The organism is Candidatus Woesearchaeota archaeon (assembly GCA_003695435.1).
In the GTDB taxonomy this organism is placed as follows: domain Archaea; phylum Nanobdellota; class Nanobdellia; order Woesearchaeales; family UBA11576; genus J101.
On sequence record RFJL01000039.1, the window covers coordinates 1 to 24,446 of the forward strand.

Consider the following 24,446-nt stretch of genomic DNA (forward strand, 5'->3'; position numbering starts at 1 on the left):
AAGCAGATGACGGATCAAAGGGGAGTGCTGAAAGAGGAGCTGAGGTTGCTCTTTGGCAAACCTACAAAAATTTCAAAGCAAGCCATGGCATGGTCAAATGGTAAGAACATAATGGTAAGAACATAATGGTAAGAATATAATGGTAACAATATCCTACAAACAAAAACAAATGCGAAACGCGCCAAAACAAATCACACAACAACTCGGAGATATAGTACGTCAAGCAAAAACCATCAAGGGAATCTACTCACTCATCCTAGTAAACCCCTTTGATCAAGAACATCACCAAATACTCTGCATTATTGAAGATAACAACAAGGTTGCGGAAAAAAAAGCACTTGAACTAAGCTCATCATTTTGTACTGCGAAAACTATTTTTTGGTCACATTTTTGGCTTCACTTGAACAACAAGAACGCAATTGTTCTTGAATATCTTCGCAAAGGAGCAATTCTCTTTGACAACGGATACGCATCCCCCCTACAAGAACTTCTCTTTCAAGGAAAACTTCGACCAAGCAAAGAAGCAACTTGGAATGAAATGCTTGCAAGCCAAGAAGCAATGAAACGAGCAAATAATCACATCAAACAAGCAGTTGTAGATCTCTACTGGTGCATGGTTGACTGCGCTCACGCTCTTCTTGCAACTCTTGGAGAAGTAGCACCTTCTCCAAAAAACATGAAAACTCTTCTTAATGAAAAAGTCGTAAAAAGAAACCTACTCAGAAAAGAACACGTTGATAACTTTGAAGAAGTATTTTTAGTGGCAAAACGAATTGATCACGGCGAAGTCTTTGAACTATCTGGAAGAGATTATGAAGAACTTGAGAAAAAAGCTCAACACTTCCTCACAGATGTTAAAGAACTCATTAAGGAATTAAGCAAAATCTCCTGAGCATAACCTACAAAAATGTCACACTAACCATATAAACAATACGTGCATAAGTATAAAAAACTGATCGCACAAGCAATAACATAATAACATTGCTCCCACTAACCTAAGATCATGGAATTCCACAAGCCCTACTACAGTCCCCTTGATGAAGGTTTTCACGAGGCAAAGCCACTCTACTCCAAGCCTACACTAGAGCAACCTATCTTCTCCGCAAAAGAAATAGGAACAACAGTTCCCGAGTCCATTGGGGGACAAGGAAACTTCATTCAAAACATTGAATCCCAAATCCGAATGGGTACGGGAACCATGCAACTTGTTCTTACCACTTCACACATGCAACAACTCATGGGACGTATGAAAGCATACGGAAAAGAAGCAAGAGAACAAATGAGAGAACTTGCCCAAGCAGCAGGGGTGACTATTTCAGGAATAGAGATGCCTACCTCTTCCATGACAAACCTTTCAGGATTTGATCAACGCTCAGGCGCAGTAAGCGAACAGCTACGCAGATCCTCCATGGACGAAGCAAAAGAAGCAATTCGCTTCATTGGAGAAGTAGGTGGAGGAGGCGGAGTTGATATTTGGTCACAAGAATTTGCAAGATCCATTAACGAAGCAAACTACGAATCTGATGTCGTTTTCAAAGGCCATGAGCCCGAAGAGCAACAAAGCATAGGACTTGTAGTGGATACAGAAACAGGAAAAATAGTAGCAGATCTTAACAAATCAACACAAGTTCCACGTCTCAAATACCGAAGAGACGCTCAAGGATACTTCATTGATGAGAATGGCAATCGTATAACTGATTTCCATGATTTTGACAAAAGAGCAGTAGAAGTTGATGAACAAGGAAACTACCAAACAGAAGTCGTTACGTGGAGAGAAGTTCAAGAAGAAGCTCAAAAATGGAACCAACTCACAGGACAAGATTTGCGTCCAGAAGAATTCTTTGTGCGAGAACAAGTTGCAAGCCAACTCACACAAGGAAGAGCACAGCGTCTGCAAATGGAAGATCAACTTGATGAAATCAATCGCATAGTTGAAAATCTTAAACAAAATCTTCCCCCTCAAGAAGCAGAGTCAAAGATAAGATACTATGAACAGCGAAAAAAAGAGCTTGCAGAAGCAGTAGCACTCTCCAAACAACAAGAAGAACTACAAAAACAAAAACTAGACAAATACGAATCACTTCACCGATACGCAAAAGAAAAATCTATTGAAGGATACGCAGAGCTTGGAATAGAAGCCCTAAAAACACAAAAACAACTCGCAGATAAAATAACACATGATCTCTACGTCGGACCTGAGCTAGGATGGCCAACAGCATGGGGAGGGCACCCCCGCGAATTTACTGAGCTCATCAAAGGCGCAAGAGAAAAAATGGCAAAAAAACTCCAAGAAGAAGGATACAAAGAAAAAGAAGCCCGCGAACTAGCAAAAAAACACATCAAAGGATGCTTTGATACTTCTCACCTTGCCATGTGGTTTGATTACATGGACTGGAAATCCTTAGGACTAGAAAACGCACCACATGAGAAAAAACTAGAAGCATTCAACAAATGGTTCATGAAAGAAGTTGATTACATGGCAAAAGAAGGAGTTATTGGAAGTGTACAAGCAGTAGACTCCATGTCAGGAGCACACTCCCACCTCCCGCCAGGTCAAGGAGTATTTCCTGTTGTTGACGCAGTAGTACATCTCAAAAAACAAGGATGGGAAGGACCAATCGTCTCAGAAGGACACGAAGAAGAAGGACTCACCAAGGGAAGAATCCAACTTGAGGCGTGGAGAGCTTTTGGAGCGGATGTTGGCGGAGGATTAGGGTATCATCGCCACTCAGGAACCCAACCTGAACTATGGACTGATGTTGCAGGAAGTTACTTCGGGCGCACAAATCCTCCCAATTACATTTTTGGAAACTATGCTCCAGACCCTCAAGAGTGGGTGTTTTGGAGCGGGGTGCCTCTTGAGTGAGCACGTAGATAATCAAAATTATTAACTACAATCATGTGAGAATCTATTATGAATGAAGAACAATCAGAACAACACTCCGCACAAAAACTCGTCAAACAATTTTCAGATGACATAGTACGAGAAGCGCCAGACCTCCTCAAAGCAGTCGTGCATTTCGGATCAACCACAAACACTAAAACAAAGCTTCTAGGATCAGATATTGATGTTCTTCTCATCGTTGATGACTTAGTGCGTGTAATGAGTCCTGAGGTTATTCAAGGTTTCAGAGTGATCGTGGAAAGAGTTGCATCCTCAATAAGTCCTCGTTTTCACATAAACACCATGCGTATTACTCAATTCTGGGAGTATGCTAGGAAAGGAGACCCTCTTCTCGTAAACATCTTAAGAGAAGGTATGATTGTGTTTGATACTGGAGTGTTTGCAACAGCACAAAAAATGTTCAAAGATGATATGATCAAACCAACAGAAGAGGTGGTGTTTAGTTACCTTTCTAATGCTCCTAAAATCCTTAACAACGCGAAGTGGCATGTAACAAGAGCAGTTATGTCTCTTTACTGGTCAATGCTTCACTCAGCACATGCAGCACTCCTCGCACATGACATCGTTCCTCATGCACCTCAACAAGTAGGGGACTTAATCGAAGAATACTTTGTAGAACCTCTTGAAATAGAAGAACACTATCTTGACATTTACAGGCATCTCGAAGATTTCATGACGCACATCGGAAAAAGAGAAATTATGACGGCGAGCCCTCAAGAATATGATCGCATGCATGAAAAAGTAGAACTTTTCAATAAGAAAATGGAAGAACTCGTCATGCGAAAAGAACTCAAAATATAATGCTTCAAAGAGCACATAACTGCGCCTCCACAGCGCGAGGAAAGGCATTTAAAGAAGCTACCTATGAGAATAACTATGAAAGACAATAAAATACAACAAATACTTATTCTGGGCGTTGTGCTCTTAGCGCTTCTTGTCGCTGCAAAGTTTCTCTTCATACCTGCAACAATTGATGCAAGAACCATTAATGCAGAGGGAACAGCACAGATGACTGCCCAACCAGATGAGGCACAAATCTATGTTCGCATACACGTACTCGAACAAACTGCAGAACTTGCAGCAAGCAAGAGCAAAGAAGCCGCAAATAATGTTGTAAACGCACTTAAAAAGATTGAAGGCGTTCAAGTAGAGACCACAAATTATAACATCTACAAACGTGAAGACTGGACAGAAAACGGACAAGAGTTCAAGGGATACGAGGCAACGTACACTATCAAAGCAACCACTCAAAACCTTGATCGAGTAGGAGAGATCATTGACACCGCAGTAGATAGTGGTGCAAATGGCATTGATTCAGTACAGTTCACGCTCTCAAAAGAAAAAGAAGAAGAACTACGTGCTCAAGCAATTAAGAAGGCTGCACAAACTGCAAAAATGAAAGCACAAGCAACTGCAGAAGGTCTAGGAGTTAAACTTGGAAAGATCATCGCGGTTAATGAAGGTGGCTTTTATGCTCAGCCCTACTTCTACGATCGTGCGGAAAGCCTTATCGCAGAAGCAAAAGCACAAAGCGCACCTCTTGTAATTGAGCCGGGATCTATTCACGTTTCAGCATCAGTAAGCGTGACGTACGAGATCAAGTAAGAAGAGAGAGTAACACGAGATATGCAGTTTACTTTCATTAATCTTTTCCATTTTTTTAGGGATCTTTGATTCTTTTGTTCTTATGGTGGCGGTATAGTAAAGATATACTTTATCGTGGAGGGACTACTTACTTTGGTGAGTAGCTTTGCAAATCACGTTTCATGTAGTTTGAATTATTGTGCTCTTTTGAAAGATAGGGCATCATTGCTTCTAGTACGGGTTCAAGATAGCATAATCGCAGGGAATAACTTCCATTGTTATGGACGTCAAGAGCGATTTCGTATGGCTTTGTCTGTTCAATAAACTCGTAAAGTGCAGAGTCTTGTTGCAGCAATCCATAAAGAGGAGACTCTTCAAGAAGCGCAGGATAATAAAGCGCGTAGGGTTGCTGTTCCTCTGCGTGAGGAGCATAAGTGGTATCGGCCGCTTGAAAGCGGGGAATGCTTGTGGTGTTGATGGTTTGTTCTAAATTAGGTGTATTCATGATAGTACACCTCCGTTGTCTTATTTTTCTCTTACAAGAATGATGAAGTTTTCTAGCGTTATAAACACTTATTTGGTAAACTGGGTAGTACTGTGACAGTTTCGTCAGCTTCTTCTTCGTTCTTTTCTTCTGATTTTTTCTCTTCAGATTTCTTTTCTTCTGAGCTCTTCAATTGTTGATACATAACTTGCAGGGCTATTTTTTTACGTAGAATGGGGGATTTGGAAATGGTGGTGGTTGTGGTGGTTGTGGTGATTGTAGGTGGGGGTGATGCATTTCTTCGTTCCCCCCTTTCTTTGTTCTTCAACCTCTTTTCATTTATAAAGTTTATAAATAACAGGGGTTCGTGTGCACACCACTTACAACCCAACAGATATACCACTTTACAGTAGTTATTTTGGGAATGTTTATATATGGGTGGTGTAAAATAAAGCTCTATGAATAGAACAATCTTCACACAAATCCTGGTGATTTGTCTTTTTCTACTTACTTTGCAGACCATAAGTGCACAAAATAACGTTGCACCGATACTCGATGAAATTTCCAATCTCACACTAACAGAAGGCATTCAAGCAAACATTACCTTTCATGCAACTGACGCTGACAACGATACGCTCACCTATGCAAAGAACATCGCATTTGCAAATGAAACCTTCAACGCTTCAAGCGGTCTTTGGACGTTCACACCAAACGCAAGCGAAGTAGGAGTCTACACTGTTCTTGCAAGCGTAGGGGATGGTAATAATGGTACTGACTCACAAACATTCACCATTACGGTTACGTCTTCAAATACTACTTCAAACACATCCTCTTCAAATGCTTCTTCCAACACAGCACCTCAAATTGCACCCATCGAAGATCAAATAGCCATAGTAAACACCACTTTTACCTACCAAGTCATTGCAACAGATGCAGAAAATGATACACTCAACTACTCCTCAAACGTTCCCATTGACCAATCTGGGCTCATTGAATACGTTCCCCTCCAAGTGCAAACCAAAAACATCACCGTTACTGTCTGTGACTATGAACTTTGCACAATAGAGTCCTTCCTCCTTCAAGTATCAGAAGATCCCTTCGCACAAAACAACAATCAAAACAATAATCAAACAAACCAATCAAATCAAACACAACAAGAACAAGCAATGCGCTTTAAAGATATCACAGTAGAAGTTGATGGCAACAAAGATTCAAGCGCAAATGAAAATGGAGGAACCATAGACAAAGACGTAAAACCAGGATCAACTGTTAGCTTTGAAATGGAAATTGAAAACCTTCTTGACATCGACATAGAAGATGTTGAAATCACCCTTACCGTCTACGATATCGATGATGGTGACGATATTGAAGAAGATACAGAAATAGATAAAATCCGCGATGGAAAAGATGAATCAGCAACGCTTAGCTTTAAAGTACCTCTTGAACTAGATGAAGACTCCTATGATGTCCGCCTCGTCGCAGAAGGAGAAGACGAAGAAGGGAACAGCCACGAAATATCCGTAACATATACTCTTGAAATTGACAAAGATGATGATGACATTCGTATCCTCAACCTTGATCTGGACCCACAAAGACTCTCTTGTAATAGACAAACCTCGCTTGACCTAGAGATCATCAACGTAGGAGAAGATGATCAAGAAGACGTCAAGGTCAAAGTCTTCTCAACAGCACTAGGCATTCGTGAAGAACGCACAGGAATAGATCTTGAAGCAGACCCTGATGATGATAACAAGTGGGAAGGCAGATTCAACATCGAAATAAGCAACCAACAAAAACAAGGAACATACCCTCTTACTGTTGAAGTCTACTACGAAGACGGATCTCTTGCCCAACGAGAATCATTAACCGTACAGGTAAGCAATTGCGCTGCAAGCAATACTAACTCAGGATCAACTGGTTCCGGGACAGCCAGTTCAAGCAAATCATCAGCAAGCACGTCTGGAACAGACTCCTCAGAAGTTATCGTACTATATGGTGGTTCAACAACAGGAATTGCCACACAACCAGGAGCATACGCGAAAAATACCAAAACCACCTCCGCAATTCTTAACGAAGAGAGCTACACCATCATTCTCGGAGCGCTCATTATTCTCTGCCTTACAGGAATTTTCTGGGCAGGAAAGATCCTAAGAACCTGGAAGTAAGGCACTATAACAAAATAAGGTGTTTAACAAAATAGTGCGTTTACGCACACCGCTACACACCGTTCGTTTGTGCAGTTAGCTTTAAAGAAAAAGGACTATTGTTTCATACTCATAAATGCTTCTCTTGCATTTCTCGCCGCGTTTCGCACAATTTCAGGAAGAGCGGGGTGAATGTAAATCATCTCAAGAAGATCATCAAGTTTTGCTTTTTTCGTCATCGCATAGATTAATTGATGAATCATCGTCGCAGCTTCATCACCTATGATATGCGCTCCGATAAGGCGTTTTTTCCTATCAAAAATAAGTTTACAAAAACCATGATCTGATAATCTTGCCATACCCATAGCACTTTTCTGATATGGATTTAGACCAACAACGTAATCTTTTCCTCGCACTTTATTCAGTTTAATGAGCTCATCCTCAGTAACGCCAACCCCTGCAAATTCTGGTTGTGTGAACATTGCATGAGGCATGGGAGGATACTTAATCTTTCTTGGAATAATGCGTTTGTACAAGTTTTCAAAAAGGTATTCGCCTTGAAAATTTGCAGCATGCCTGAACATAAACTTACCAATAACATCTCCTAGTGCGTACACTCCCTTAACGGAAGTTTCCAAATAGTCATCAACTTCTATAAACCCTCTTTTATTTGTTCTAATTCTTGTTTTATCAAGACCAAGATCATCAGTGTTGGGAACAACACCAACAGCAACAAGCAAAGCATCTCCTTTCGTCTTGAAACGCTTACCTTTATGCTCATAGGTCAGAGTAAATTGTTTTCGTTTATACTCTACCTTAAGAGGAGTGGAGTCAAGATGTACAGTGTGTCGTTTAGTAAACACTTTTGTAAATTCTTCACGAATGTCTTTATCTTCGTGTGAGATAAGATCTGTTCGTACAATGAATTCTACTTCGCTTCCAAGCATAGCATAGGCAGCTCCAAGCTCGCAAGCAATATATCCTCCCCCAATAACGATAAGCTTCTTAGGAAGCACTTTGTTCTTAAGTGCTTGTGTGCTCGTCATGAAAGGAGTACCTTCAAGACCTTCAATATCAGGTATTCTTGGTCTTGCGCCTGTAGCAAGAACAATTTTTCGTGCAGTGATCTGCGTATTACCAACTTGCAGCACTTTATCCGAGATAAAACGTGCTTCGTAAGGGTAGAAGTCAAAATTCTTTGCAGCAACATACCTTTTTCGAATCGCCTCAGACTCTTCACTGACAGTTGCGTTGATACGCTCAATAATCTCCTTGAAATAAACTTTTCCTATCTTTGCTTTGGCGCCAAACTTTTCAAGATTTCTTGCAGCCTCAATTTGTTCAGCAGGGTAGATGAGCATTTTAGAAGGAATACAACCTCTGTTAAGACAAACACCGCCAAGTTCTGCTTTTTCAACAATTGCAACTTTCTTACCTAAGTGTATTGCAGGAACAGAAACCTTTGATCCCGCACCAGAACCTACCACGATTAAATCATAAACCTTCATAATGCGTTTGAATGGGCAAGAGTATTTAAGAATGTTTTGAAAAAAATCTCACCACTTGTTAAGTTTTCTAAACTTCTTAATAACGCTAACAATAAATCCTTGTTTTTTTAACTTAAAATAAACCCAGGACGCGACGCTAACAACTAACGCACCAAGTCCATCAACGATGAGATCCCCCATGGTGTCCATAAGACCTGATTTCTGCATTGATGTTCCAAATAGCTGATCCATGGTGAACTCAAAAATTTCCCACAAAGTACCCATTGCAAGTGCGAAACTGAAAATGAAGAGTGCTGTGAGGATAGGGCTCGTTTTGAGTTTTTTCTCCTTCGTAAGCAAATAGAGAAGAAGAAATCCACACAGACCTAAACCAATACCCGATCCCGCGTGAAGAACCAAATCCCACCACCAAAAACGAGTATAATAACTATGAATCTCGCCCAAAAAAAGCGAAGCATAAATGAAAAGAGTAACAAAAAATTCAAACTCAATAGGGAAATGAATGCGGTAATTTCTCTCAATAATTGACGGCATGGCACAAAGAAAAAATGCAAGCGAACTTACGAATAAAGTAAACCACTGTTGGTGCCACGCAGCCCACGCAATAGCAAAGGCGAGAACAACACGAAGAAACACCGATGCGTAAAATAAGGTCCTCTCAGCGCGACTCATGGGCAAAGGATGATCAGACGAGAAGAGAATGTGCAAGTACTCTTTAAGGTTCATAGTGTGTTCTCAAAGAAGACCTCTATATAATAGTTACTCTGTTCAGTTACTCTGTTTTGCTCATTTCTTATTGTGCTTGTAACTCACCTGCTTAAGAAGTTTCTGCGTTACAATTAAATAATTGAGATTGCTTGCACAGTAAACATGAAGCAAGCACCTATGAAAGACCTCATTAAAACTGCGAGAAAAGTAGTTGAAATCTGTCTTGAAATTAAACCCTGCGAGCGCGTAGTACTCGTCAAGGATCATGATTCCCGCATCATCAACGCGTTCGAACAAGTTCTTGACCAGTATGAACTTGTTGAGATTTCTCCTCATCGCTCAAACTCTTCGCCAATTCCCGAAGCAACAGAAGCGTTTTCCCGTTGCGACGTCATTATAGCACCAACAAAATACTCTATTAGCCACTGTGCAGAAACTACTGCGGCAAGAAAACAAGGTGCGCGCGTAGCAACGCTTCCAGGAATCACCGAAGAAATTTTTCTTAAGATTCTTGAGTGTGATATACAAGAAATTGAAATAGTAAACAGGAAAGTTTATGAGTGTGTGAAAAATGCTCGTACGATACGCATCACATCACCAGCAGGAACTGACATTCTGCTTGAACTTGACCCTCGACGTGAATGGATACTCTCAGGAATGAAATGCACATCTCCAGGGGATATTGTCAATCTTCCTGATGGAGAGATCTTCTGCGCACCACTTGAAACAAGCGCAAAAGGCATCATCATAATTGATCGCTGGGGAAAAATCACCACGCAAGACCGCGCACAAATAACAGTTGACAACGGACGCATCACCTCCTGGAATGCTGCAGCAAAACCCTATGTTGATCGACTGATAACAGGAGGGGAACGCGGATTAATCATAGCCGAGTTAGGCATCGGCACAAATAAACAACACACTCTTCCAATAGGAAACATTCTTTACGACGAGAAAATCTACCACTCTTGTCACATCGCTTTCGGAGAGAACACCTCTTTTGGAGGTGTAAACAAAGCAGGAGTCCATGAAGATATGATCATCATGCACCCTGTCATTCTCGCTGACGGGAAAAGAGTGGAGTATTAACGGTGTTAAACACTGGTCGATATCGAGTGGTAGGTATGAGCGCCACCACCAAGCGTAGCAAGACACACAGAAGATATTGTTAAATTTATGTAGAGCTGTACAACAAGTTCACGTGTGCTGTCTTCTGAAAGTGACAAGTATAATTTATATTTCCCCTTACGGACATTGGATACATGGTAGAGTACTTAGGCATTGATGAGTCTCATATTTCCGAACATGTTCACGTCTATGTAGGGGTTCCTAGCAATGAAGAGGTATCTTGTAGGAAAAAACAACTTGGAAAAACAAGAGGGTCTCTTCAGTACTCTCGTTTATGCAATCTTGACTTTCGCTTTGTAGTGGTGCGAGATTGGCATCTTCATCACGTTCCCTTTCACGTTGCACAATCTGCAGCGCATGCAACACTCATACAGTTCTTCAACCCGACCAGCGTATTCATCGATGGAAAACGCATAGAAAAACATGCACGCGCACTTGAAGAAAGACTTCACAAAGAATCAGAAATAGATATACACTACATTCGAAAAGGAGATAAAAAAATTCCTCTTATCAATCAAGCAGATCACCTCGCGTACTTACTTAGGCGTCACTTCGAGATTTATGGATACTTTGCGCGATGGGCGCAAGGAAAAGAATTACTGCCGCTTCCCTTTGAGTATTCTAATCTGTTTGTAGCATCCAATCAGTAAACCAATGTGTTGTTGCAAGAACTAATCGCTTCTCATACTCTCCAGAGAACATATGGTCCGCACCACCTATCGCAAGAAACTCCTTGGGTTCTTTTGCATGCAAGAACACGCCATGCGTGTTGGAAAGTGTGATTAATTCATCTTTGGCTGCGTGAATAACAAGGACAGGACAAGATACCTCTTCAATTATTTTTGTTGCATCATAGTTTCCAAGATCTTGATAAAATGAAAAATGAATCTTAATTGGTCCCTTGATTGAAGGAAACTCCACATAGCCCTTCTCCTCCCACTCCTTTTTTCGTTGATTAAAAAGAGTATCCCATGCAAGTTTTGCAGGAGCTGCTGCAACAACAAGAGCGTCAACTTTTGTTTTACAAGTAGCTGCAATGGCAGTAAGCCCACCGAGAGAATGGCCAAAAAGACCGATGTTTTTCACTCCTTGCGTCTTAAGAAAATCGATTGCTGAGAGTACGTCTTCAACTTGATGCGTAACAGACATATCTTCGCAAGTACCTTGAGACGAACCAATACAATCAGCGTAATCAAAGCGCAATACATGAAACCCTGCTTTAACGAGACTCTTTGCTAATCTATAATAGTGCTTATATTCTTTAAAACCGGTAAAGTGGGGACAAAGAACAATGCCAACTTCGCCAGTTCCTTCAACAACTCCACTTAAAAGATCCCCTCTTTTGTTGGGAAATGTTACGTTCATCACTGCTGTTGTTCGTAGCGTTGCATTTAAGTGTTGTGTTTGAAGAGTTCAAAGTCACTTTTCAACAATCACTTTTTGTATAGTTAATTCGTACACAGGTTTTATAGTCTGATCTTATGCATTGCTGTAAAGAGGTGATAGTATGAAAAACATAATGATAGTCATGACACTGCTTATGCTTATCTCTCTTGTCTTTGCAGTACAAGGAGTATATATGCATCAGCAAGTCACGAGCAAAGAAGCACAGTTCCATGCTGAGCAAAACGAATACTTTGCCGAACACACCAAAGCGGAACGAGACTCCGCAGCTGCAGGAAGCGAACTTGCACTTCAGCAAGCAAGAATTGCTAACACTCCGTCTGAGCTGTTACGTCTTAAGCTTGTGGGTATTGGTAAAATTCTTACAGGAATCTACGTCTTGCTTTTTGCAATCCTCGTAGCCCTTGTCATGATGCCAAAGCGTCTTGCAAAAGTTCTACACAAGTAAGGAGAAAAGTAAGACACAGGAGGAATTTCCCTCCTTAATTTTTTAAATGCTTCTTTGTTTTTTCAAAATATGGATACTAAATTTATCGGAAAAATCATTCGTGTTGATGACCATTCACTCATGCCCTATCACTTATGGGCGTTTAGCACTATCTTTGGTGTTGAAAACCCCCTTCTTGAAGGTGAAAGCGTATCAAAAGCACAAAGACGCTTACAACTCAACATTGCGTTCTGGTATGAAACCGAAGGGGAGAGCAAAGGCATTGAGGGTCTTGCACAAAAACTCTATGGTTTTTTAGAGGGGATGGAAAACAAACCCGATCTTTCAAGAAAATCCATTCTTAAAAAAGACCTCATACGAGAAGTTCTTCTCAAGAATCCGCAGTATGAACAACATATGAAGTGGTATAGGGAGGGGTATGATGCTGCACGAGAAGCACATCTTCGTATCACCCCCGAGTTTCCTCTTTAAGTATTCTTTTGGTGCTCTTTTCACTCTTTCACACGTATCATTTTAAGAGAGTAGAACTAACAACGCTGTTTGAGATACCCTCGCAAGAGCATGGTGCCCATTTGGGAAACCTTTACAAACATGCGATTCTGCTCTTCTTTTACATCCACAAGCCGATATTCCTTAAGTCCTTTATACTTTAGATTTCCATTAATGTGATAGGAGAGCAGGGAGAGTGACATGTTAAGCTTCTTTGCAAGATCGTTGAGCTGTACGTATCCTTCACCTATTGCTTCAAGAATGTCAAGTTTGGTCTGTGAGAGTTCGTGATAGTAAGAAAGCTTCATGATAGGGAGAAGCATTGCTTGGCCGTCTTCTACTCCAATCGCTTTAAGACCGTTTGCGTATGCTGCTGAGAGTGTTGCACAGGTGCTCATACGATCTCCTGTCGCAACATTGACGATAAGATCATCAAAATCATATTGTGTGATGATCTGGGAGAAAACACGAAACATCTCAGGCATGATTTGATCAGCGATCTCAATGATACGTGAGGGTATGGTAAACGTCTCAAGTTTTTTAACAAGTTTTTTTGCATCCTTGCATTTTTTCTTTGTGGTGATCAGAATGACTTCTCTTGTGGGAAATTCCTTCATTCCCACAAAGAGTGCTTTAAGATTATCTCCTACTGGTGCAATAATGGTGTAGCTCATGATGTTGTAGTTCTCCTCTACGACACTTAAATTATTCTTTTATTACTTAAAACTTTGTTTTAAGTGTTTGAGGAAGCTCCTAAAAGAGACGTTGCTTCATGGAGATCAACAAGAGGTGATAGTATGATACAAGACATTATTTGCTCAAAAGGGCGTTGCAAAGACAAAACACAGAAAACCTGTGAAGAGTTGTTCAGCAACCCTGTGGATATCATTGAGTGTGAACTCCTAAGAGTTCAGCTCGGAGAAGAACTATGAACAAAAATTATGCACCAACATTGCAAAGAGCAGCACTTGCGCTCATATTTCTTGTTGCAGGCATCGGCAAGTTGATGCACCCTTCAATGATCATCGATATGCTAGCAGGAATGGGATTCCCCCTTGCAGCATTCTTCGGATGGTTGGTCATAGCAATAGAAGTTCTTGGAGGACTTTCTTTGCTTCTTGGCTGGAAAGTAGAATACAGTGTATGGCCAATGGCAGCAGTACTCTTCGTTGCACTCGTCACGGTGCATCTAGGAAAACTTGCAGACCCTATGGGCCAGATCATCGCGGGATTCCATGTCCTTGGTATTACTTCACTCATCAGTCTCTACCTTTCAGGTCCTGGTGAGATGAGTGTATCCAGGGGTTGATAGGGGAGTTGATTCGCTAACTGAGAGGAGAATGGATCTGCTTTTCAGAAAAGGTTGTTGAATTTTTTTTGTATGTTTTTTTATGTTGCCTTTTTGATCGCAGGAATTCTTATCTTTTCCGATGTCTCGCGGTAACTTTTTAAAGTCTTTTTTGTGGCTAGTGTATCATGACTGATAAGTATTCGGAGTCTTTGGATAACATTCTTGAGTTTCCTCAAAAAAATCGTAATCTTGAGATCATAAGCTCCACTTGTAAGAGTGTTTTTTCTTATGGTCTGCCCTTCACATTGGGTGTTGGAGGACTTTTCTATTTTTCAAAAGTGCTTTTTGATGGCGATGCTGATTTATTTGGTTATAGTGGTGTTGCGTTGGGGATGAGTGTTTCTGGTTTTCTTACGGGATACGTTTTGCGTGATTTGTTCAAACGGTTATCTCGACGAGGTGGTGGGTATGACGATCCTGATCCTGACGATCCTGAAAGGGATGATATTCCCGAACGTCCTTTGAACGTTATTGAGTTGGATGCTGTGAGAGATAGGTTTTACAGAAATTCTGTTGCGAATTATGATTAGTCCTTTGTTTGTTGTTAGTTGGTGGGGGTGTTTTACGAAGTTGCAAAGTGTTTAGAATTCCGTTTAGACTTTTTTTGGAGGGTGTGAGACGAATTATACACAGCTACAAGGCTTAAAGCCTTTGTTAAGAGCGGTGTTTTTCGTTTTGAAAACAATTCTACTTTTTGGTTTGATGTTTTTTGCAAAGGGGCAGTGTTTGTCGTGAAATTTTTTCCCGGTTTTTGATGCCCAGTAGGTTTTCTTGGATGATTTTGATGGTGTTTTGACTTTTTTTTCAACAATTTTAGTAACGGCCTTTGCAGATTTTGATTTTTTCTCAAGTGCGTTGATTTTTGCATTGAGTTGTTCTTGATTTTTGCGTAGTTCGTCAATGATTTCAAGAAGTTTTTCTTGTGTTTGAGAGAGTGCGAGAATCTCTTGGTGTGTACGCATAATGTCTTTTTTCACCATGTGAAAAGAACGTCTGATGTTTTTTTCAAACTGCTTCATAATGTTACTGTACAGTAGTAAATATTTATAAATCTTTCGTAGGCTATTTATAAAAGATCTCCTTTTTTTAGCTCATGTTCATCTATGATGTGGCTCTCTACGTCCCGGAACAAGGAAAACACCACATAGAATTCAGACACAGTACAGACACCTATCTTTACTGCACATTTTCCCAACAAGATCCTTCTTTTTTTTGCTTGCTTGATCCGCGTCTACGCGTAGATGATCTCCCCCCACTTCTTCGTAGCATGGAAGAAGGAACCTTTTTTCGCGGAGAGAATCTGGTGCGATTCCTCTTACAACAAAACCCCTTGGAAGAGAGGTGGAAAACAAACATAGAAGAAGGCCTTCGTATAGGACACGACGTACAAGCATATTTTGAAGTGTGGCAAGAAGAACAAAAAGAATGTTTGGAACAACACGGCTACGTTCAAACAAGAGAAAATGATCTACGAATCTTTGACATCATATCCAAGACATTACAAAGAAGACGTTTTTAGGGCGTTCGTGGAGAAGGTCAAACATATACTTGGGCAAAATCACAACTGGTGCGGGTAAATAAAGTGAAAAGAATTAATGGCGTGTGCTTTCACGCCTCAAAGAGTTGTTAAGAGACTCTGTTTTCTTCCGGCTTTATGCTCTTTCTCGCCAGCTATCAGAGCCTATCTTAAACGCAGTTGGTTTTGGTGATCTTCGCGGACGATCTCCTGTTTTTGTTCTTTGAGAGAATTCTCCTCGCCTACTGCCAAATCCTGAATGAGACCTTCCTCGCTCATGTCTGCTTGAGCCTCCTCTGAAATTTCTCGAACTGCCTCCTCTGTTATCTCGCCTTACGTGGAAGGGGATGCGAGGGAATTCTTGAGGTTCCATTTTTTGAATCTTCAAATGAGGGTATCTTCGCTTAATTGCCGCGAAGTGCTCATGATCTCGTGGTGCAAGAAGGGAGTAAGCAGAACCTTTTGTTCCTGCTCTTGCAGTACGTCCGATCCTATGCACATATTCTTGCGGATCGCGCGGAAGATCGTAGTTAATGACGTGAGTTACGCCATCAATATGAAGTCCTCTTGCAGCAACAGTTGATGCTACGAGGAGTTGGATTTTTCCAGCATTAAACTTATCAATAATGTTCTGACGCCTGTTTTGCGAGAGTTTCCCGTGGATGTGTTCACATCGCAGATGCTGTTTCTTGAGATTTTCTGCAACGAGGTCAACCGTGTTTCTTGTTGAACAAAAGATGATGGTTCCGTCACGTTCGTCTTCAAATTTTTTGAGAAGGTGCATGAGCATGCTAAATTTATCTTTTGCACCTACATCTACGTAGAACTGTTCAAGATACTCTTCTTTAACGTGAGATTCTGATTTCACAGTAACGGGGGAGTTCATGAATTCTCGTTCAATGCCTTTAACTTCATCAGAGATGGTAGCTCCATACAAAAGGATTTGTCGCGTTTCATTAGTGTGACTAAGAATTCTGCGAACGTCCTCGATAAAGCCCATCTCAACCATTTTATCTGCTTCGTCAAGAACAAAGAGTTTGATTTTTGAGAGGTCGAGTGTTCTTCTTTCAAGGTGATCAAGAACCCGTCCAGGTGTTCCTACAACAATTTGTGATTTTGCAATTCTTTCTATTTGGGGGTTGATTGCAACTCCGCCATAGACTGTTGCTACTTTGATTTTTCTTGCACTAAATTTCTCAAATTCTCTTGAGATTTGCACTGCAAGTTCGCGAGTTGGTGCAAGAACGAGTGCTTGGATTCCTCCGAAAGGGTCAACCAGCTGTACTGTTGGAACGCCAAAACTTGCGGTTTTTCCAGATCCTGTTTTTGATATTCCAATAACGTCTTTTCCTTCTAGGGCAAGAGGGATGGTCTTTGCTTGAATGTCTGTTGGTTCGGTAATTCCTTTTTTCTTCAATGCTTGTACAATTTCTTGTTGTACTCCTAATTCTTCAAAATTTTTTGTGTTCATTGTTTGTACTCCTTGGAAAACGCTGTTTGATACTGTTCGGAGTTGTGGTAAACGTGGTGTCTCACTTTGTTTGACAAAGTGTCGAACAGGTAGTTGAGACAGAAAGAGTAATTTTCGGGAATGCACCCGCCTGTCTCGGCCTTCCAATTATGTTGTGCTGTACGTCTTGCGTTGCCTTTTTAAATGTTTTGTTTTCTCGCAGTTTTTTAGTCTCTTTAAAGTAGTGAATTTAGAAAGCTTTATAAATATCTGTTCAGCCCGTCCCTTTCATGTTTGAAAACTACATATCCTCAACACTTGCACACCATCCCTCCATAGATGAAGTTCCCCCCACTCGATGGGAGTCAGCCAGTTTTGCCATAAAACTGCTCAATAACATTGCGAAATTAGTTGAAGCGGGTAATGCAGATGCTGCATGCTCTTACTCAACACTACTCTCTCGTTTTCTCGACTCCAAATATTCCGATCTTGACGCAGTAAGCAGATCATACGTACAAGACTGCCAAGAAAGTCTGATTGTAGCAGCACAAGGAGTTTATCTGAACGATCCTCAACACTTTCATCTCGGTTATGATGATGCCAAAACCAGTCTTACCATTTTAAACGAAGTTCTTGAAAGAAGACTCTTTGATCAATACTCAGGAAAAACATCCCACTAACACAACTCAATAGGCGTCACAACAGAACATCCCCTTCTCGCGTGAAATCGGTGTTCCCATAAGATCATTTAAGAGATCACCTATCAACGATGTTATTTATTTAGTTGCGTTTAGTCGCTTTTATTCAGTCACTTTTTTTCGCTTTTTCAACCGGGAATAACTAATTGAAAACCTATGCACACTATCACGCATAGACCGAAGTAAGAGCATCATCTCAGAGTTCTTATCAAAACGAAGCGGCTCATCTTCGTGAGGGATGAAAATCTCTTCATTCTTTTTTGCTAACGCAATAAGCGGGATCTGCAAGCCCAGTTGTTCAAGACTCCAAAGCGCAGCATTTAACTGTCCTTTCCCGCCATCAATAAGAATAAGATCGGGCATGCGAACATTCTCTTCACGAAGTCGAGAGTACCTTCGATACACTGCTTCTCGCATCGCAGCAAAATCATCTTGCTTATTCGTCTTAATCTCAAACCGCCGATAATTACTCCTATCTGGTTTAGCATCAACCCAACGGGTCATACCCGCAACAACCACTTCATCACCATAATTAGAAATATCAAAACACTCAATTATCCGAGGCACATCTGCAAGGTTGAGCGCTTCTTGAAGTTCCAAAAGCCTCTTATCCTCTTTTCTGATATTTGCTAACGCTAACTGCATAAGCCTCAACTTTTCTCCTCGTTGAGGCCGCGTAAGGGTCACCTTCGCACCTTTAATTCTCTGCAAATACTTCTCAATACTTGGATCTTCCACCTTCCTATTCACAATGATTTCCTGAGGAATGTAATTTTGAGAATAATACAGTTTGAGAAACGACTCAAAGACATCATCTTGCATTTCAAATCTGAAATCTTGCCTTTTACTTATCACACCCTTATTAACAGATAAGAGCGAAAAAACCGCAATAGTATCAAACTCCTCCATTACCACAACATCCTGGTCGAATCGTTTAAGCGTATCCACTGCTTGTTTTTCCTGCAAGTGCTCAATTGCTTCAATCTGTCTCTTCTTCTCCAACGCCTGCTCAAAAAGAAGCTTGTCCGAAGCTTGTTTCATCTCCAAACGCAATTTCTTAACAACGTCTTTGACATCTCCCCTAAGAAACGCCCTTGCACCTTCAACCTGCTGTGCATAGTCGCTTTGAGACACGCGTCCAATACAAGGAGCAGTACAAAGTCCGATGTGATAATTAAGACATGCTTTTTTAGGAAGCGTTCTGCACGTGCGTAATTTGAAGAGCTTAAGCGCTAATCTTCTCAATTCATTTCTTGCAGAACCATCAGTAAAGGGGCCAAAAAACTCACCTTTCTTATCAACGCTCCTCGTAGAGATGAGCCGAGGATATTGTTCATCAGTAAGTTTAAGATACGCATACGTTTTTGCATCTTTGAGTAGAACGTTATATTTTGGCTTGTGTTGTTTGATGAGTTTGTTTTCCAGAAGAAGCGCTTCTACTTCATTACCAACTACGATGTAATCAATATCAGCAATTTGAGAAACTAAGAATTGTGTTTTGGGTGTTTTAGGAGACCTGTCAAAGTACTGCCTAACCCTCTGCCTGAGTTTTTTTGCTTTACCTACATAGATAATGTTGCCCTCTTTATTCTTGAAAAGATAACAACCAGGCTCAAGAGGAATGTTTTTTAGAGGAATCATTGCGGTTAAAAATTCCTCGTACTATATAAAAACCACCGCGTAGGACGAAGTAACAGCTACAAAAGAGGTTTCAAAAACTTTGCAGTATGACTCTTCTTTACTTTGATAATGTCTTCAGGCGTTCCCTGTGCAACAATTTCTCCTCCACCTGTTCCGCCTTCCGGGCCAAGATCTATGATGTAATCACAGCACTTTACCACATCCAAATTATGTTCAATGACGTAGGCAGTGTTTCCCTTTTCAACAAGCCTATTAAGAACTGCTAAAAGCTTACGAGTATCTTCAAAGTGAAGGCCTGTTGTAGGCTCATCAAGAAGATACACCGTATTTCCTCGTTTATATTTTGCAAGTTCTCTTGTAAGTTTTATACGCTGACTCTCCCCTCCAGAAAGCGTTGTTGCGCTCTGTCCCAATTTAATGTAGCCAAGACCCACATCAAACAATGTTTCGATCTTTCTTCTCATAGAAGGGTGGTTTTCAAAAAAGGGAAGGGCCTCTTCTACCGTCATGTCCAAAACATCTGCGATGTTCTTTCCCTTATACGTTACTTCAAGTGTTTCTTTATTATACCGTTTGCCCTTGCAGTCCTCACACTCAACATAGACGTCAGGCAAGAAATTCATCTCAATCTTGATAAGTCCATCACCAGCACAGGTCTCACACCTGCCACCAGGAACATTAAAAGAAAACCTCCCCGGTTTATACCCTCTTTTCTTTGCTTCCTTGGTTTCAGAAAACAATTTTCTAATATCATCAAAAAGCTTCGTGTACGTTGCAGGATTAGAACGCGGCGTTTTACCAATAGGTTCTTGATCAATGACAATAACGTTTTGTATTGTTTGAGGCACTTTGAGTTTTTTGTGCTTACCAATTTTCGACTCTCTTGCACCAAAATATTTTTTCATTGCGGGAATGAGTGTTTGATTCATCAGCGTTGATTTTCCAGAACCTGAAACGCCGGTAATACCACAAAGAACGCCTGTGGGAAAGCGAACATCAATATTTTTAAGATTGTTTTCTGCGCAGCCTTTAAGTTCAATAAAGTCAAGAGGTTTTCTACGCGTCAGCGGAACTTCAATCTTCTGCCTCCCAGAAAGATACGCACCAGTAAGAGACTCTTTATTCTTCATGATTTGTTTTGGAGTTCCCTGAGCAACAATGTGGCCTCCGTGAACACCTGCGCCAGGACCAATATCTATGATGTGATCAGCAGATTTCATGGTGTCTTCATCATGCTCAACGACGATCAAAGTATTTCCAAGATCTCGCAACCTATGCAACGTATCAATGAGTTTCGCATTATCTCGTTGATGCAATCCAATACTTGGCTCATCAAGAATGTACAAAACACCCATCAAGTTAGAGCCAATCTGTGTTGCGAGTCTGATACGTTGAGCTTCCCCACCAGAAAGCGTCCTTGCAGACCTTGAAAGAGTAAGATATGATAGTCCCACGTTATTAAGAAAGCCCAACCTGTCAGTAATTTCCTTTAACACTTGTTTTGCAATAAACCTCTCTTTTTCAGAGAGTTTTAAGTTCTTGAAAAAGTCCAAAGAATCCTTAATGTTCATATCCGTCACATCAATAATGGACTTTCCATTAATCTTAACCGCGAGAATTTCATCCCGTAATCGTTTCCCTTTACATGTTTTACAGGGTTTTGTTGTCATAAGCTGTTCAAATTTCTCCCTGCGATAATTAGAATCCGTATCTCTCCACAAACGCATGGTCTGAGGGATAACTCCTTCCCAACCATTTTCCATATTCATAGAAGCACCATTACTCCACTTCGCTTTAATGGGCTTTGACGTACCATACAACAACACCTCTCTTTGCTTTTTAGTAAGCTCTCGTATAGGTGTGAATACCGTAAAGCCAAACTGTTTTCCCACTGCTTGAATCTGCTGACCCCTCCAAGAAAGATCCATCTTACCATAACAGGCAAGAGCGCCATCCATAACACTCAACGAATCATCAGGAATGAGCAAATCCTCATCAATAATCATATGCTCGCCAATGCCGTTACACGTAGGACAAGCACCAAAAGGCGAATTAAAAGAAAACATCTTCGGCTCAAGTTCTTTGAACACTACTTCGGGATGTTTAGGACAAGCACCAAAGGTGGAATAAATGTGCTCAGCGTTTTGACGCTCAATTTCTTTAAGCTTTGAGAAATCTTTTTTCGCATCAACAACCTTAACTGTGCCCTTTCCCTTGTGCACTGCTTGCTCCACAGCATCACTTATCCTAAGACGATTATCTTCAGAGATAACGATGCGATCAATAACTGCTTCAACCCAATGTTTTTCGTACCGTTCGAGCTTTGGTTTAAACTCATCAAGACGATACACCACACCATCAACGCGCACTCGCACATAACCTTCTTTTTTCAAATCCTCAAAGACTTTTTCATGAGTTCCTTTTTTTCCGTCAAGAATTGGTGCGAGGATAAGGACTTCCTTGCCCGTATCAGAGAGGATAAGATTCACAATGTTTTCTGCAGATTGCGGTTTAATTGCAGAACCGCACTTAGGACAATGCGCAGTACCAATACGTGCAAAAAGTAGTCTAAAATAATCATAGATCTCCGTAACCGTTCCAACCGTTGATCGCGGATTCTTACTCGTCGTCTTTTGCTCAATAGAAATTGCAGGACTAAGACCCTCAATAGAATCAATATCTGGTTTGCTCATCAATCCCAAGAACTGTCTTGCATACGCACTGAGTGATTCAACATACCTTCTCTGACCCTCAGCATAGATCGTATCAAACGCCAAGGTAGATTTTCCACTACCTGAAAGACCTGTAATAACAACTAGCTTATTTCGAGGAATGGTTACTGTGATGTTTTTAAGATTGTGTTCCCTTGCACCACGCACTACTAAATTCTTCTGCATAGTCTAAAAAAACGAAAAAAGGTTTAAGAAAGTTGTGATTAGTGAGAACTACACGTTGCAGTCACATCAAACATACAACTATTTTTTCTAAACTCCTTACAATATCCTAAACCTCTTTCTTGAGCCTCTCCAAGGTATCTCGTATCTCAATTGCCTTCTCAAAATCTAATTCATCAGCAGCGCGTCTCATCTGCGCTTCAAGATCTGCAATTTTTTTCACAATATCATCATAGGCCATGTGCTTGACACCTTTGATCTCACGTCCCTTCTGCGCAACTTTCTTACGAATTGTAGTTGGTGTTATGCCATGTTTCTTGTTGAACGCTATTTGCGCCCTGCGACGTGCATGTGTTTTTGAAATTGCAGCTTCCATTGACTTTGTTATGGTATCTGCGTACATAATGACGTGGCCGTTTTCATTACGCGCAGCTCTTCCAATCGTTTGAATAAGTGAGGTCTCATTACGCAAGTATCCTTCTTTATCCGCGTCAAGAATAGCAACCAATGACACTTCCGGAAGGTCCAGTCCTTCACGCAACAGATTAATTCCTACAAGGACGTCAAACTCACCTGCACGCAACTGTCTGATCAGCTCAATCCTATCAAGGCTATCAATATCTGAGTGCATATAACGAACGGAAATATCTTGTTGGGAGAGGTAATTCGTTAAATCTTCTGCCATGCGTTTTGTGAGTGTTGTTATCAACACACGCTCATCTTGATCTACTCTCTTCTTAATTTCTTTAATCAAATCAGGAATTTGGTTCTTCGTAGGACGAACCTCTACTTGAGGATCAAGAAGTCCTGTGGGCCGAATAATAAGCTCAACAACTTGGCCTGAATGTTCTAGTTCATACGGACCAGGAGTTGCTGAGACAAACAACACCCGACGAAAATACTTTTCAAACTCCTCAAACTTAAGCGGACGGTTATCAAGAGCAGAAGGGAGCCTAAACCCAAAATCAACAAGGTTTTTCTTACGTGAGTAATCTCCTTTGTACATGCCATGTGCTTGAGGTATTGTTTGGTGTGATTCGTCAATGATGAGCAAGAAATCCTCCGGAAAATAATCAAGAAGCGTAAACGGAGGCTCACCTGGTTTGCGCGATTCAAAGTGGCGAGAATAATTCTCAATACCCGAACAATACCCCATCTCCTCAATCATCTCAAGATCATAGTTCGTTCTTTTCTCCAAACGCTGCCGTTCAAGTTCAGGAAGCTCTGGCAATCTTTTGTGAAGTTCAGCTCTGATACTCTCAATGGCCTTTTTTTGTTTTTCTTCAACCACGACGAATTGCTTTGCAGGAAATATCTTAATAGCATCAAGATGTGTGATGACATCACCTGTTACGTGATCAACTTCTTGCAAGCGTTCAATCTCATCACCAAAGAGTTCAATACGAATAATCTCTTCATCGTAAGCGGGAATAACCTCAATAACATCTCCGCGTACCCTAAACTTTCCAGGTTCAAGTGCGTCACGCGTACGCTCATACTGCATCTCCACAAGATGTGTAATCAGATCATCACGCTTAATAGCATCAAGCTTCTTGAGTTGCAACGAGAGTTGAGCAAAATCCTGCGGATCCGTAAGACCATAAATACAGGAAATAGATGCGACCACAATAACGTCATCACGCGCAAGCAAAGACGCAGTTGCCTTAAGGCGCATTTTCTCAATCTGCTCATTTACTGTTGATTCTTTTTCAATATAGGTATCAGATGAAGGAAGATATGATTCTGGCTGATAATAATCATAGTACGAAATGAAATACTCCACCTTGTTTTCTGGAAATAATTCTTTGAGCTCTTGGTAGAGTTGAGCTGCAAGTGTTTTATTATGTGCTAAAACTAGTGTAGGGCGCTGAACTTTTTCAATGACATTTGCCATAACAAATGTCTTTCCCGAACCCGTAATACCTAGAAGGGTTTGCTTAGGATATTTCTTAAAACCTTCAACAACTTTCTTGATTGCTTCTGGCTGGCCTCCTGCGGGCTTGTATTCAGATCTAAGATGGAATTTCACTAATTTACAAAAAAATTGGCCGTTTAAATACTTTTCAATATCGCCTGAGAAAAACTTATAAACTA

At 40.9% G+C, this 24,446-nt stretch carries 25 protein-coding genes; 14 read left to right on the plus strand and 11 right to left on the minus strand.

Features of this window, described 5'->3' with window-relative positions; all coding sequences use genetic code 11:
- Nucleotides 1–139 precede the first annotated feature (139 nt).
- The 4 genes from D6774_02710 to D6774_02725 all read left to right on the plus strand — a co-directional run bounded on the left by D6774_02710 (nt 140) and on the right by D6774_02725 (nt 4,510).
- Complete coding sequence (locus D6774_02710) at nt 140–892, plus strand: hypothetical protein (GenBank protein RME77900.1); 753 nt, start codon at nt 140–142, stop codon at nt 890–892.
- A 111-nt stretch (nt 893–1,003) separates the two neighbouring features.
- The gene (locus D6774_02715; GenBank protein RME77901.1) at nt 1,004–2,866 is read left to right on the plus strand and encodes a hypothetical protein; all 1,863 of its coding nucleotides are present in this window, start codon (nt 1,004–1,006) and stop codon (nt 2,864–2,866) included.
- A 48-nt stretch (nt 2,867–2,914) separates the two neighbouring features.
- Nucleotides 2,915–3,706, plus strand: coding sequence for a hypothetical protein (locus D6774_02720; GenBank protein RME77902.1), 792 nt, complete (start codon nt 2,915–2,917; stop codon nt 3,704–3,706).
- Nucleotides 3,707–3,769: 63 nt separating this feature from the next.
- On the plus strand, nt 3,770–4,510 hold the full coding sequence (locus D6774_02725) for a DUF541 domain-containing protein (protein RME77903.1): 741 nt from the start codon (nt 3,770–3,772) through the stop codon (nt 4,508–4,510).
- A gap of 127 nt (nt 4,511–4,637) precedes the next feature.
- Here D6774_02725 and D6774_02730 read toward each other — a convergent pair whose 3' ends face one another.
- Nucleotides 4,638–4,994 (minus strand): hypothetical protein, encoded by a 357-nt coding sequence (locus tag D6774_02730; protein RME77904.1) that lies wholly within the window; start codon nt 4,992–4,994, stop codon nt 4,638–4,640.
- Between the two features lie 58 nt (nt 4,995–5,052).
- Entirely contained in the window at nt 5,053–5,301 is a 249-nt protein-coding gene (locus tag D6774_02735; GenBank protein RME77905.1) for a hypothetical protein, read from the minus strand.
- 130 nt (nt 5,302–5,431) lie between these two features.
- Here D6774_02735 and D6774_02740 point away from each other — a divergent pair, with 130 nt between their 5' ends.
- The gene (locus tag D6774_02740) at nt 5,432–7,138 is read left to right on the plus strand and encodes a hypothetical protein (protein RME77906.1); all 1,707 of its coding nucleotides are present in this window, start codon (nt 5,432–5,434) and stop codon (nt 7,136–7,138) included.
- Nucleotides 7,139–7,233: 95 nt separating this feature from the next.
- On the opposite strand, the gene D6774_02745 is transcribed toward D6774_02740, so the two are convergent.
- Nucleotides 7,234–8,625 carry a dihydrolipoyl dehydrogenase gene (locus D6774_02745; GenBank protein ID RME77907.1) on the minus strand — a complete coding sequence of 464 codons (1,392 nt, stop codon included), beginning with the start codon at nt 8,623–8,625 and terminating at the stop codon, nt 7,234–7,236.
- A gap of 48 nt (nt 8,626–8,673) precedes the next feature.
- Entirely contained in the window at nt 8,674–9,351 is a 678-nt protein-coding gene (locus D6774_02750) for a hypothetical protein (protein RME77908.1), read from the minus strand.
- 144 nt (nt 9,352–9,495) lie between these two features.
- On the opposite strand from D6774_02750, the gene D6774_02755 reads away from it, so the two are divergent.
- Both D6774_02755 and D6774_02760 read left to right on the plus strand, forming a co-directional pair.
- Nucleotides 9,496–10,422 (plus strand): hypothetical protein, encoded by a 927-nt coding sequence (locus D6774_02755; GenBank protein RME77909.1) that lies wholly within the window; start codon nt 9,496–9,498, stop codon nt 10,420–10,422.
- Between the two features lie 173 nt (nt 10,423–10,595).
- Nucleotides 10,596–11,111, plus strand: a complete 516-nt coding sequence (locus tag D6774_02760) for a hypothetical protein (GenBank protein RME77910.1) — start codon at nt 10,596–10,598, stop codon at nt 11,109–11,111.
- On the opposite strand, the gene D6774_02765 is transcribed toward D6774_02760, so the two are convergent.
- A complete protein-coding gene (locus D6774_02765; GenBank protein ID RME77911.1) occupies nt 11,083–11,826 on the minus strand; it encodes an alpha/beta fold hydrolase in 744 nt (247 codons plus the stop codon). The two genes, D6774_02760 and D6774_02765, sit on opposite strands and share 29 nt — an antisense overlap.
- A 175-nt stretch (nt 11,827–12,001) precedes the next feature.
- On the opposite strand from D6774_02765, the gene D6774_02770 reads away from it, so the two are divergent.
- Both D6774_02770 and D6774_02775 read left to right on the plus strand, forming a co-directional pair.
- Nucleotides 12,002–12,313: a hypothetical protein gene (locus D6774_02770; protein ID RME77912.1), complete on the plus strand. Its 312-nt coding sequence runs from the start codon at nt 12,002–12,004 to the stop codon at nt 12,311–12,313.
- A 69-nt stretch (nt 12,314–12,382) separates the two neighbouring features.
- A complete protein-coding gene (locus D6774_02775) occupies nt 12,383–12,784 on the plus strand; it encodes a hypothetical protein (GenBank protein RME77913.1) in 402 nt (133 codons plus the stop codon).
- Between the two features lie 56 nt (nt 12,785–12,840).
- Here D6774_02775 and D6774_02780 read toward each other — a convergent pair whose 3' ends face one another.
- The gene (locus tag D6774_02780) at nt 12,841–13,476 is read right to left on the minus strand and encodes a hypothetical protein (protein ID RME77914.1); all 636 of its coding nucleotides are present in this window, start codon (nt 13,474–13,476) and stop codon (nt 12,841–12,843) included.
- Nucleotides 13,477–13,539: 63 nt separating this feature from the next.
- Between D6774_02780 and D6774_02785 the strand changes: the two genes are divergently transcribed.
- From D6774_02785 to D6774_02795, 3 genes are all read left to right on the plus strand, one after another.
- Nucleotides 13,540–13,734, plus strand: coding sequence for a hypothetical protein (locus tag D6774_02785; GenBank protein RME77915.1), 195 nt, complete (start codon nt 13,540–13,542; stop codon nt 13,732–13,734).
- On the plus strand, nt 13,731–14,111 hold the full coding sequence (locus tag D6774_02790; GenBank protein RME77916.1) for a DoxX family protein: 381 nt from the start codon (nt 13,731–13,733) through the stop codon (nt 14,109–14,111). Before D6774_02785 ends, D6774_02790 begins: the two co-directional genes overlap by 4 nt.
- 167 nt (nt 14,112–14,278) lie before the next feature.
- Nucleotides 14,279–14,683, plus strand: coding sequence for a hypothetical protein (locus tag D6774_02795; GenBank protein ID RME77917.1), 405 nt, complete (start codon nt 14,279–14,281; stop codon nt 14,681–14,683).
- A 93-nt stretch (nt 14,684–14,776) separates the two neighbouring features.
- On the opposite strand, the gene D6774_02800 is transcribed toward D6774_02795, so the two are convergent.
- Complete coding sequence (locus tag D6774_02800) at nt 14,777–15,172, minus strand: hypothetical protein (protein ID RME77918.1); 396 nt, start codon at nt 15,170–15,172, stop codon at nt 14,777–14,779.
- A 74-nt stretch (nt 15,173–15,246) separates the two neighbouring features.
- On the opposite strand from D6774_02800, the gene D6774_02805 reads away from it, so the two are divergent.
- The gene (locus D6774_02805; protein ID RME77919.1) at nt 15,247–15,672 is read left to right on the plus strand and encodes a hypothetical protein; all 426 of its coding nucleotides are present in this window, start codon (nt 15,247–15,249) and stop codon (nt 15,670–15,672) included.
- 133 nt (nt 15,673–15,805) lie between these two features.
- Here the strand turns inward: D6774_02805 and D6774_02810 are convergent, their stop codons facing one another.
- Nucleotides 15,806–17,140, minus strand: a complete 1,335-nt coding sequence (locus tag D6774_02810) for a DEAD/DEAH box helicase (GenBank protein ID RME77920.1) — start codon at nt 17,138–17,140, stop codon at nt 15,806–15,808.
- A gap of 269 nt (nt 17,141–17,409) precedes the next feature.
- Here D6774_02810 and D6774_02815 point away from each other — a divergent pair, with 269 nt between their 5' ends.
- Nucleotides 17,410–17,799: a hypothetical protein gene (locus D6774_02815; protein RME77921.1), complete on the plus strand. Its 390-nt coding sequence runs from the start codon at nt 17,410–17,412 to the stop codon at nt 17,797–17,799.
- Between the two features lie 120 nt (nt 17,800–17,919).
- Here the strand turns inward: D6774_02815 and uvrC are convergent, their stop codons facing one another.
- The 3 genes from uvrC to uvrB all read right to left on the minus strand — a co-directional run bounded on the left by uvrC (nt 17,920) and on the right by uvrB (nt 24,420).
- Nucleotides 17,920–19,458, minus strand: a complete 1,539-nt coding sequence (uvrC, locus tag D6774_02820; GenBank protein RME77922.1) for an excinuclease ABC subunit UvrC — start codon at nt 19,456–19,458, stop codon at nt 17,920–17,922.
- Nucleotides 19,459–19,514: 56 nt separating this feature from the next.
- The gene (uvrA, locus tag D6774_02825) at nt 19,515–22,355 is read right to left on the minus strand and encodes an excinuclease ABC subunit UvrA (protein ID RME77923.1); all 2,841 of its coding nucleotides are present in this window, start codon (nt 22,353–22,355) and stop codon (nt 19,515–19,517) included.
- Nucleotides 22,356–22,461: 106 nt separating this feature from the next.
- Complete coding sequence (gene uvrB / locus D6774_02830; protein RME77924.1) at nt 22,462–24,420, minus strand: excinuclease ABC subunit UvrB; 1,959 nt, start codon at nt 24,418–24,420, stop codon at nt 22,462–22,464.
- Between the last annotated feature and the right edge of the window lie 26 nt (nt 24,421–24,446).

Bases quoted from the DNA above. Each gene is read 5' to 3' on its own strand.
- D6774_02710 (RME77900.1), top strand. From the start codon at position 140: ATGGTAACAATATCCTACAAACAAAAACAAATGCGAAACGCGCCAAAA.
- D6774_02715 (RME77901.1), top strand. From the start codon at position 1,004: ATGGAATTCCACAAGCCCTACTACAGTCCCCTTGATGAAGGTTTTCAC.
- D6774_02720 (RME77902.1), top strand. From the start codon at position 2,915: ATGAATGAAGAACAATCAGAACAACACTCCGCACAAAAACTCGTCAAA.
- D6774_02725 (RME77903.1), top strand. From the start codon at position 3,770: ATGAGAATAACTATGAAAGACAATAAAATACAACAAATACTTATTCTG.
- D6774_02730 (RME77904.1), bottom strand. From the start codon at position 4,994: ATGAATACACCTAATTTAGAACAAACCATCAACACCACAAGCATTCCC.
- D6774_02740 (RME77906.1), top strand. From the start codon at position 5,432: ATGAATAGAACAATCTTCACACAAATCCTGGTGATTTGTCTTTTTCTA.
- D6774_02745 (RME77907.1), bottom strand. From the start codon at position 8,625: ATGAAGGTTTATGATTTAATCGTGGTAGGTTCTGGTGCGGGATCAAAG.
- D6774_02750 (RME77908.1), bottom strand. From the start codon at position 9,351: ATGAACCTTAAAGAGTACTTGCACATTCTCTTCTCGTCTGATCATCCT.
- D6774_02755 (RME77909.1), top strand. From the start codon at position 9,496: ATGAAGCAAGCACCTATGAAAGACCTCATTAAAACTGCGAGAAAAGTA.
- D6774_02760 (RME77910.1), top strand. From the start codon at position 10,596: ATGGTAGAGTACTTAGGCATTGATGAGTCTCATATTTCCGAACATGTT.
- D6774_02765 (RME77911.1), bottom strand. From the start codon at position 11,826: ATGAACGTAACATTTCCCAACAAAAGAGGGGATCTTTTAAGTGGAGTT.
- D6774_02770 (RME77912.1), top strand. From the start codon at position 12,002: ATGCTTATCTCTCTTGTCTTTGCAGTACAAGGAGTATATATGCATCAG.
- D6774_02775 (RME77913.1), top strand. From the start codon at position 12,383: ATGGATACTAAATTTATCGGAAAAATCATTCGTGTTGATGACCATTCA.
- D6774_02780 (RME77914.1), bottom strand. From the start codon at position 13,476: ATGAGCTACACCATTATTGCACCAGTAGGAGATAATCTTAAAGCACTC.
- D6774_02790 (RME77916.1), top strand. From the start codon at position 13,731: ATGAACAAAAATTATGCACCAACATTGCAAAGAGCAGCACTTGCGCTC.
- D6774_02795 (RME77917.1), top strand. From the start codon at position 14,279: ATGACTGATAAGTATTCGGAGTCTTTGGATAACATTCTTGAGTTTCCT.
- D6774_02800 (RME77918.1), bottom strand. From the start codon at position 15,172: ATGAAGCAGTTTGAAAAAAACATCAGACGTTCTTTTCACATGGTGAAA.
- D6774_02805 (RME77919.1), top strand. From the start codon at position 15,247: ATGTTCATCTATGATGTGGCTCTCTACGTCCCGGAACAAGGAAAACAC.
- D6774_02810 (RME77920.1), bottom strand. From the start codon at position 17,140: ATGAACACAAAAAATTTTGAAGAATTAGGAGTACAACAAGAAATTGTA.
- D6774_02815 (RME77921.1), top strand. From the start codon at position 17,410: ATGTTTGAAAACTACATATCCTCAACACTTGCACACCATCCCTCCATA.
- uvrC (RME77922.1), bottom strand. From the start codon at position 19,458: ATGATTCCTCTAAAAAACATTCCTCTTGAGCCTGGTTGTTATCTTTTC.
- uvrA (RME77923.1), bottom strand. From the start codon at position 22,355: ATGCAGAAGAATTTAGTAGTGCGTGGTGCAAGGGAACACAATCTTAAA.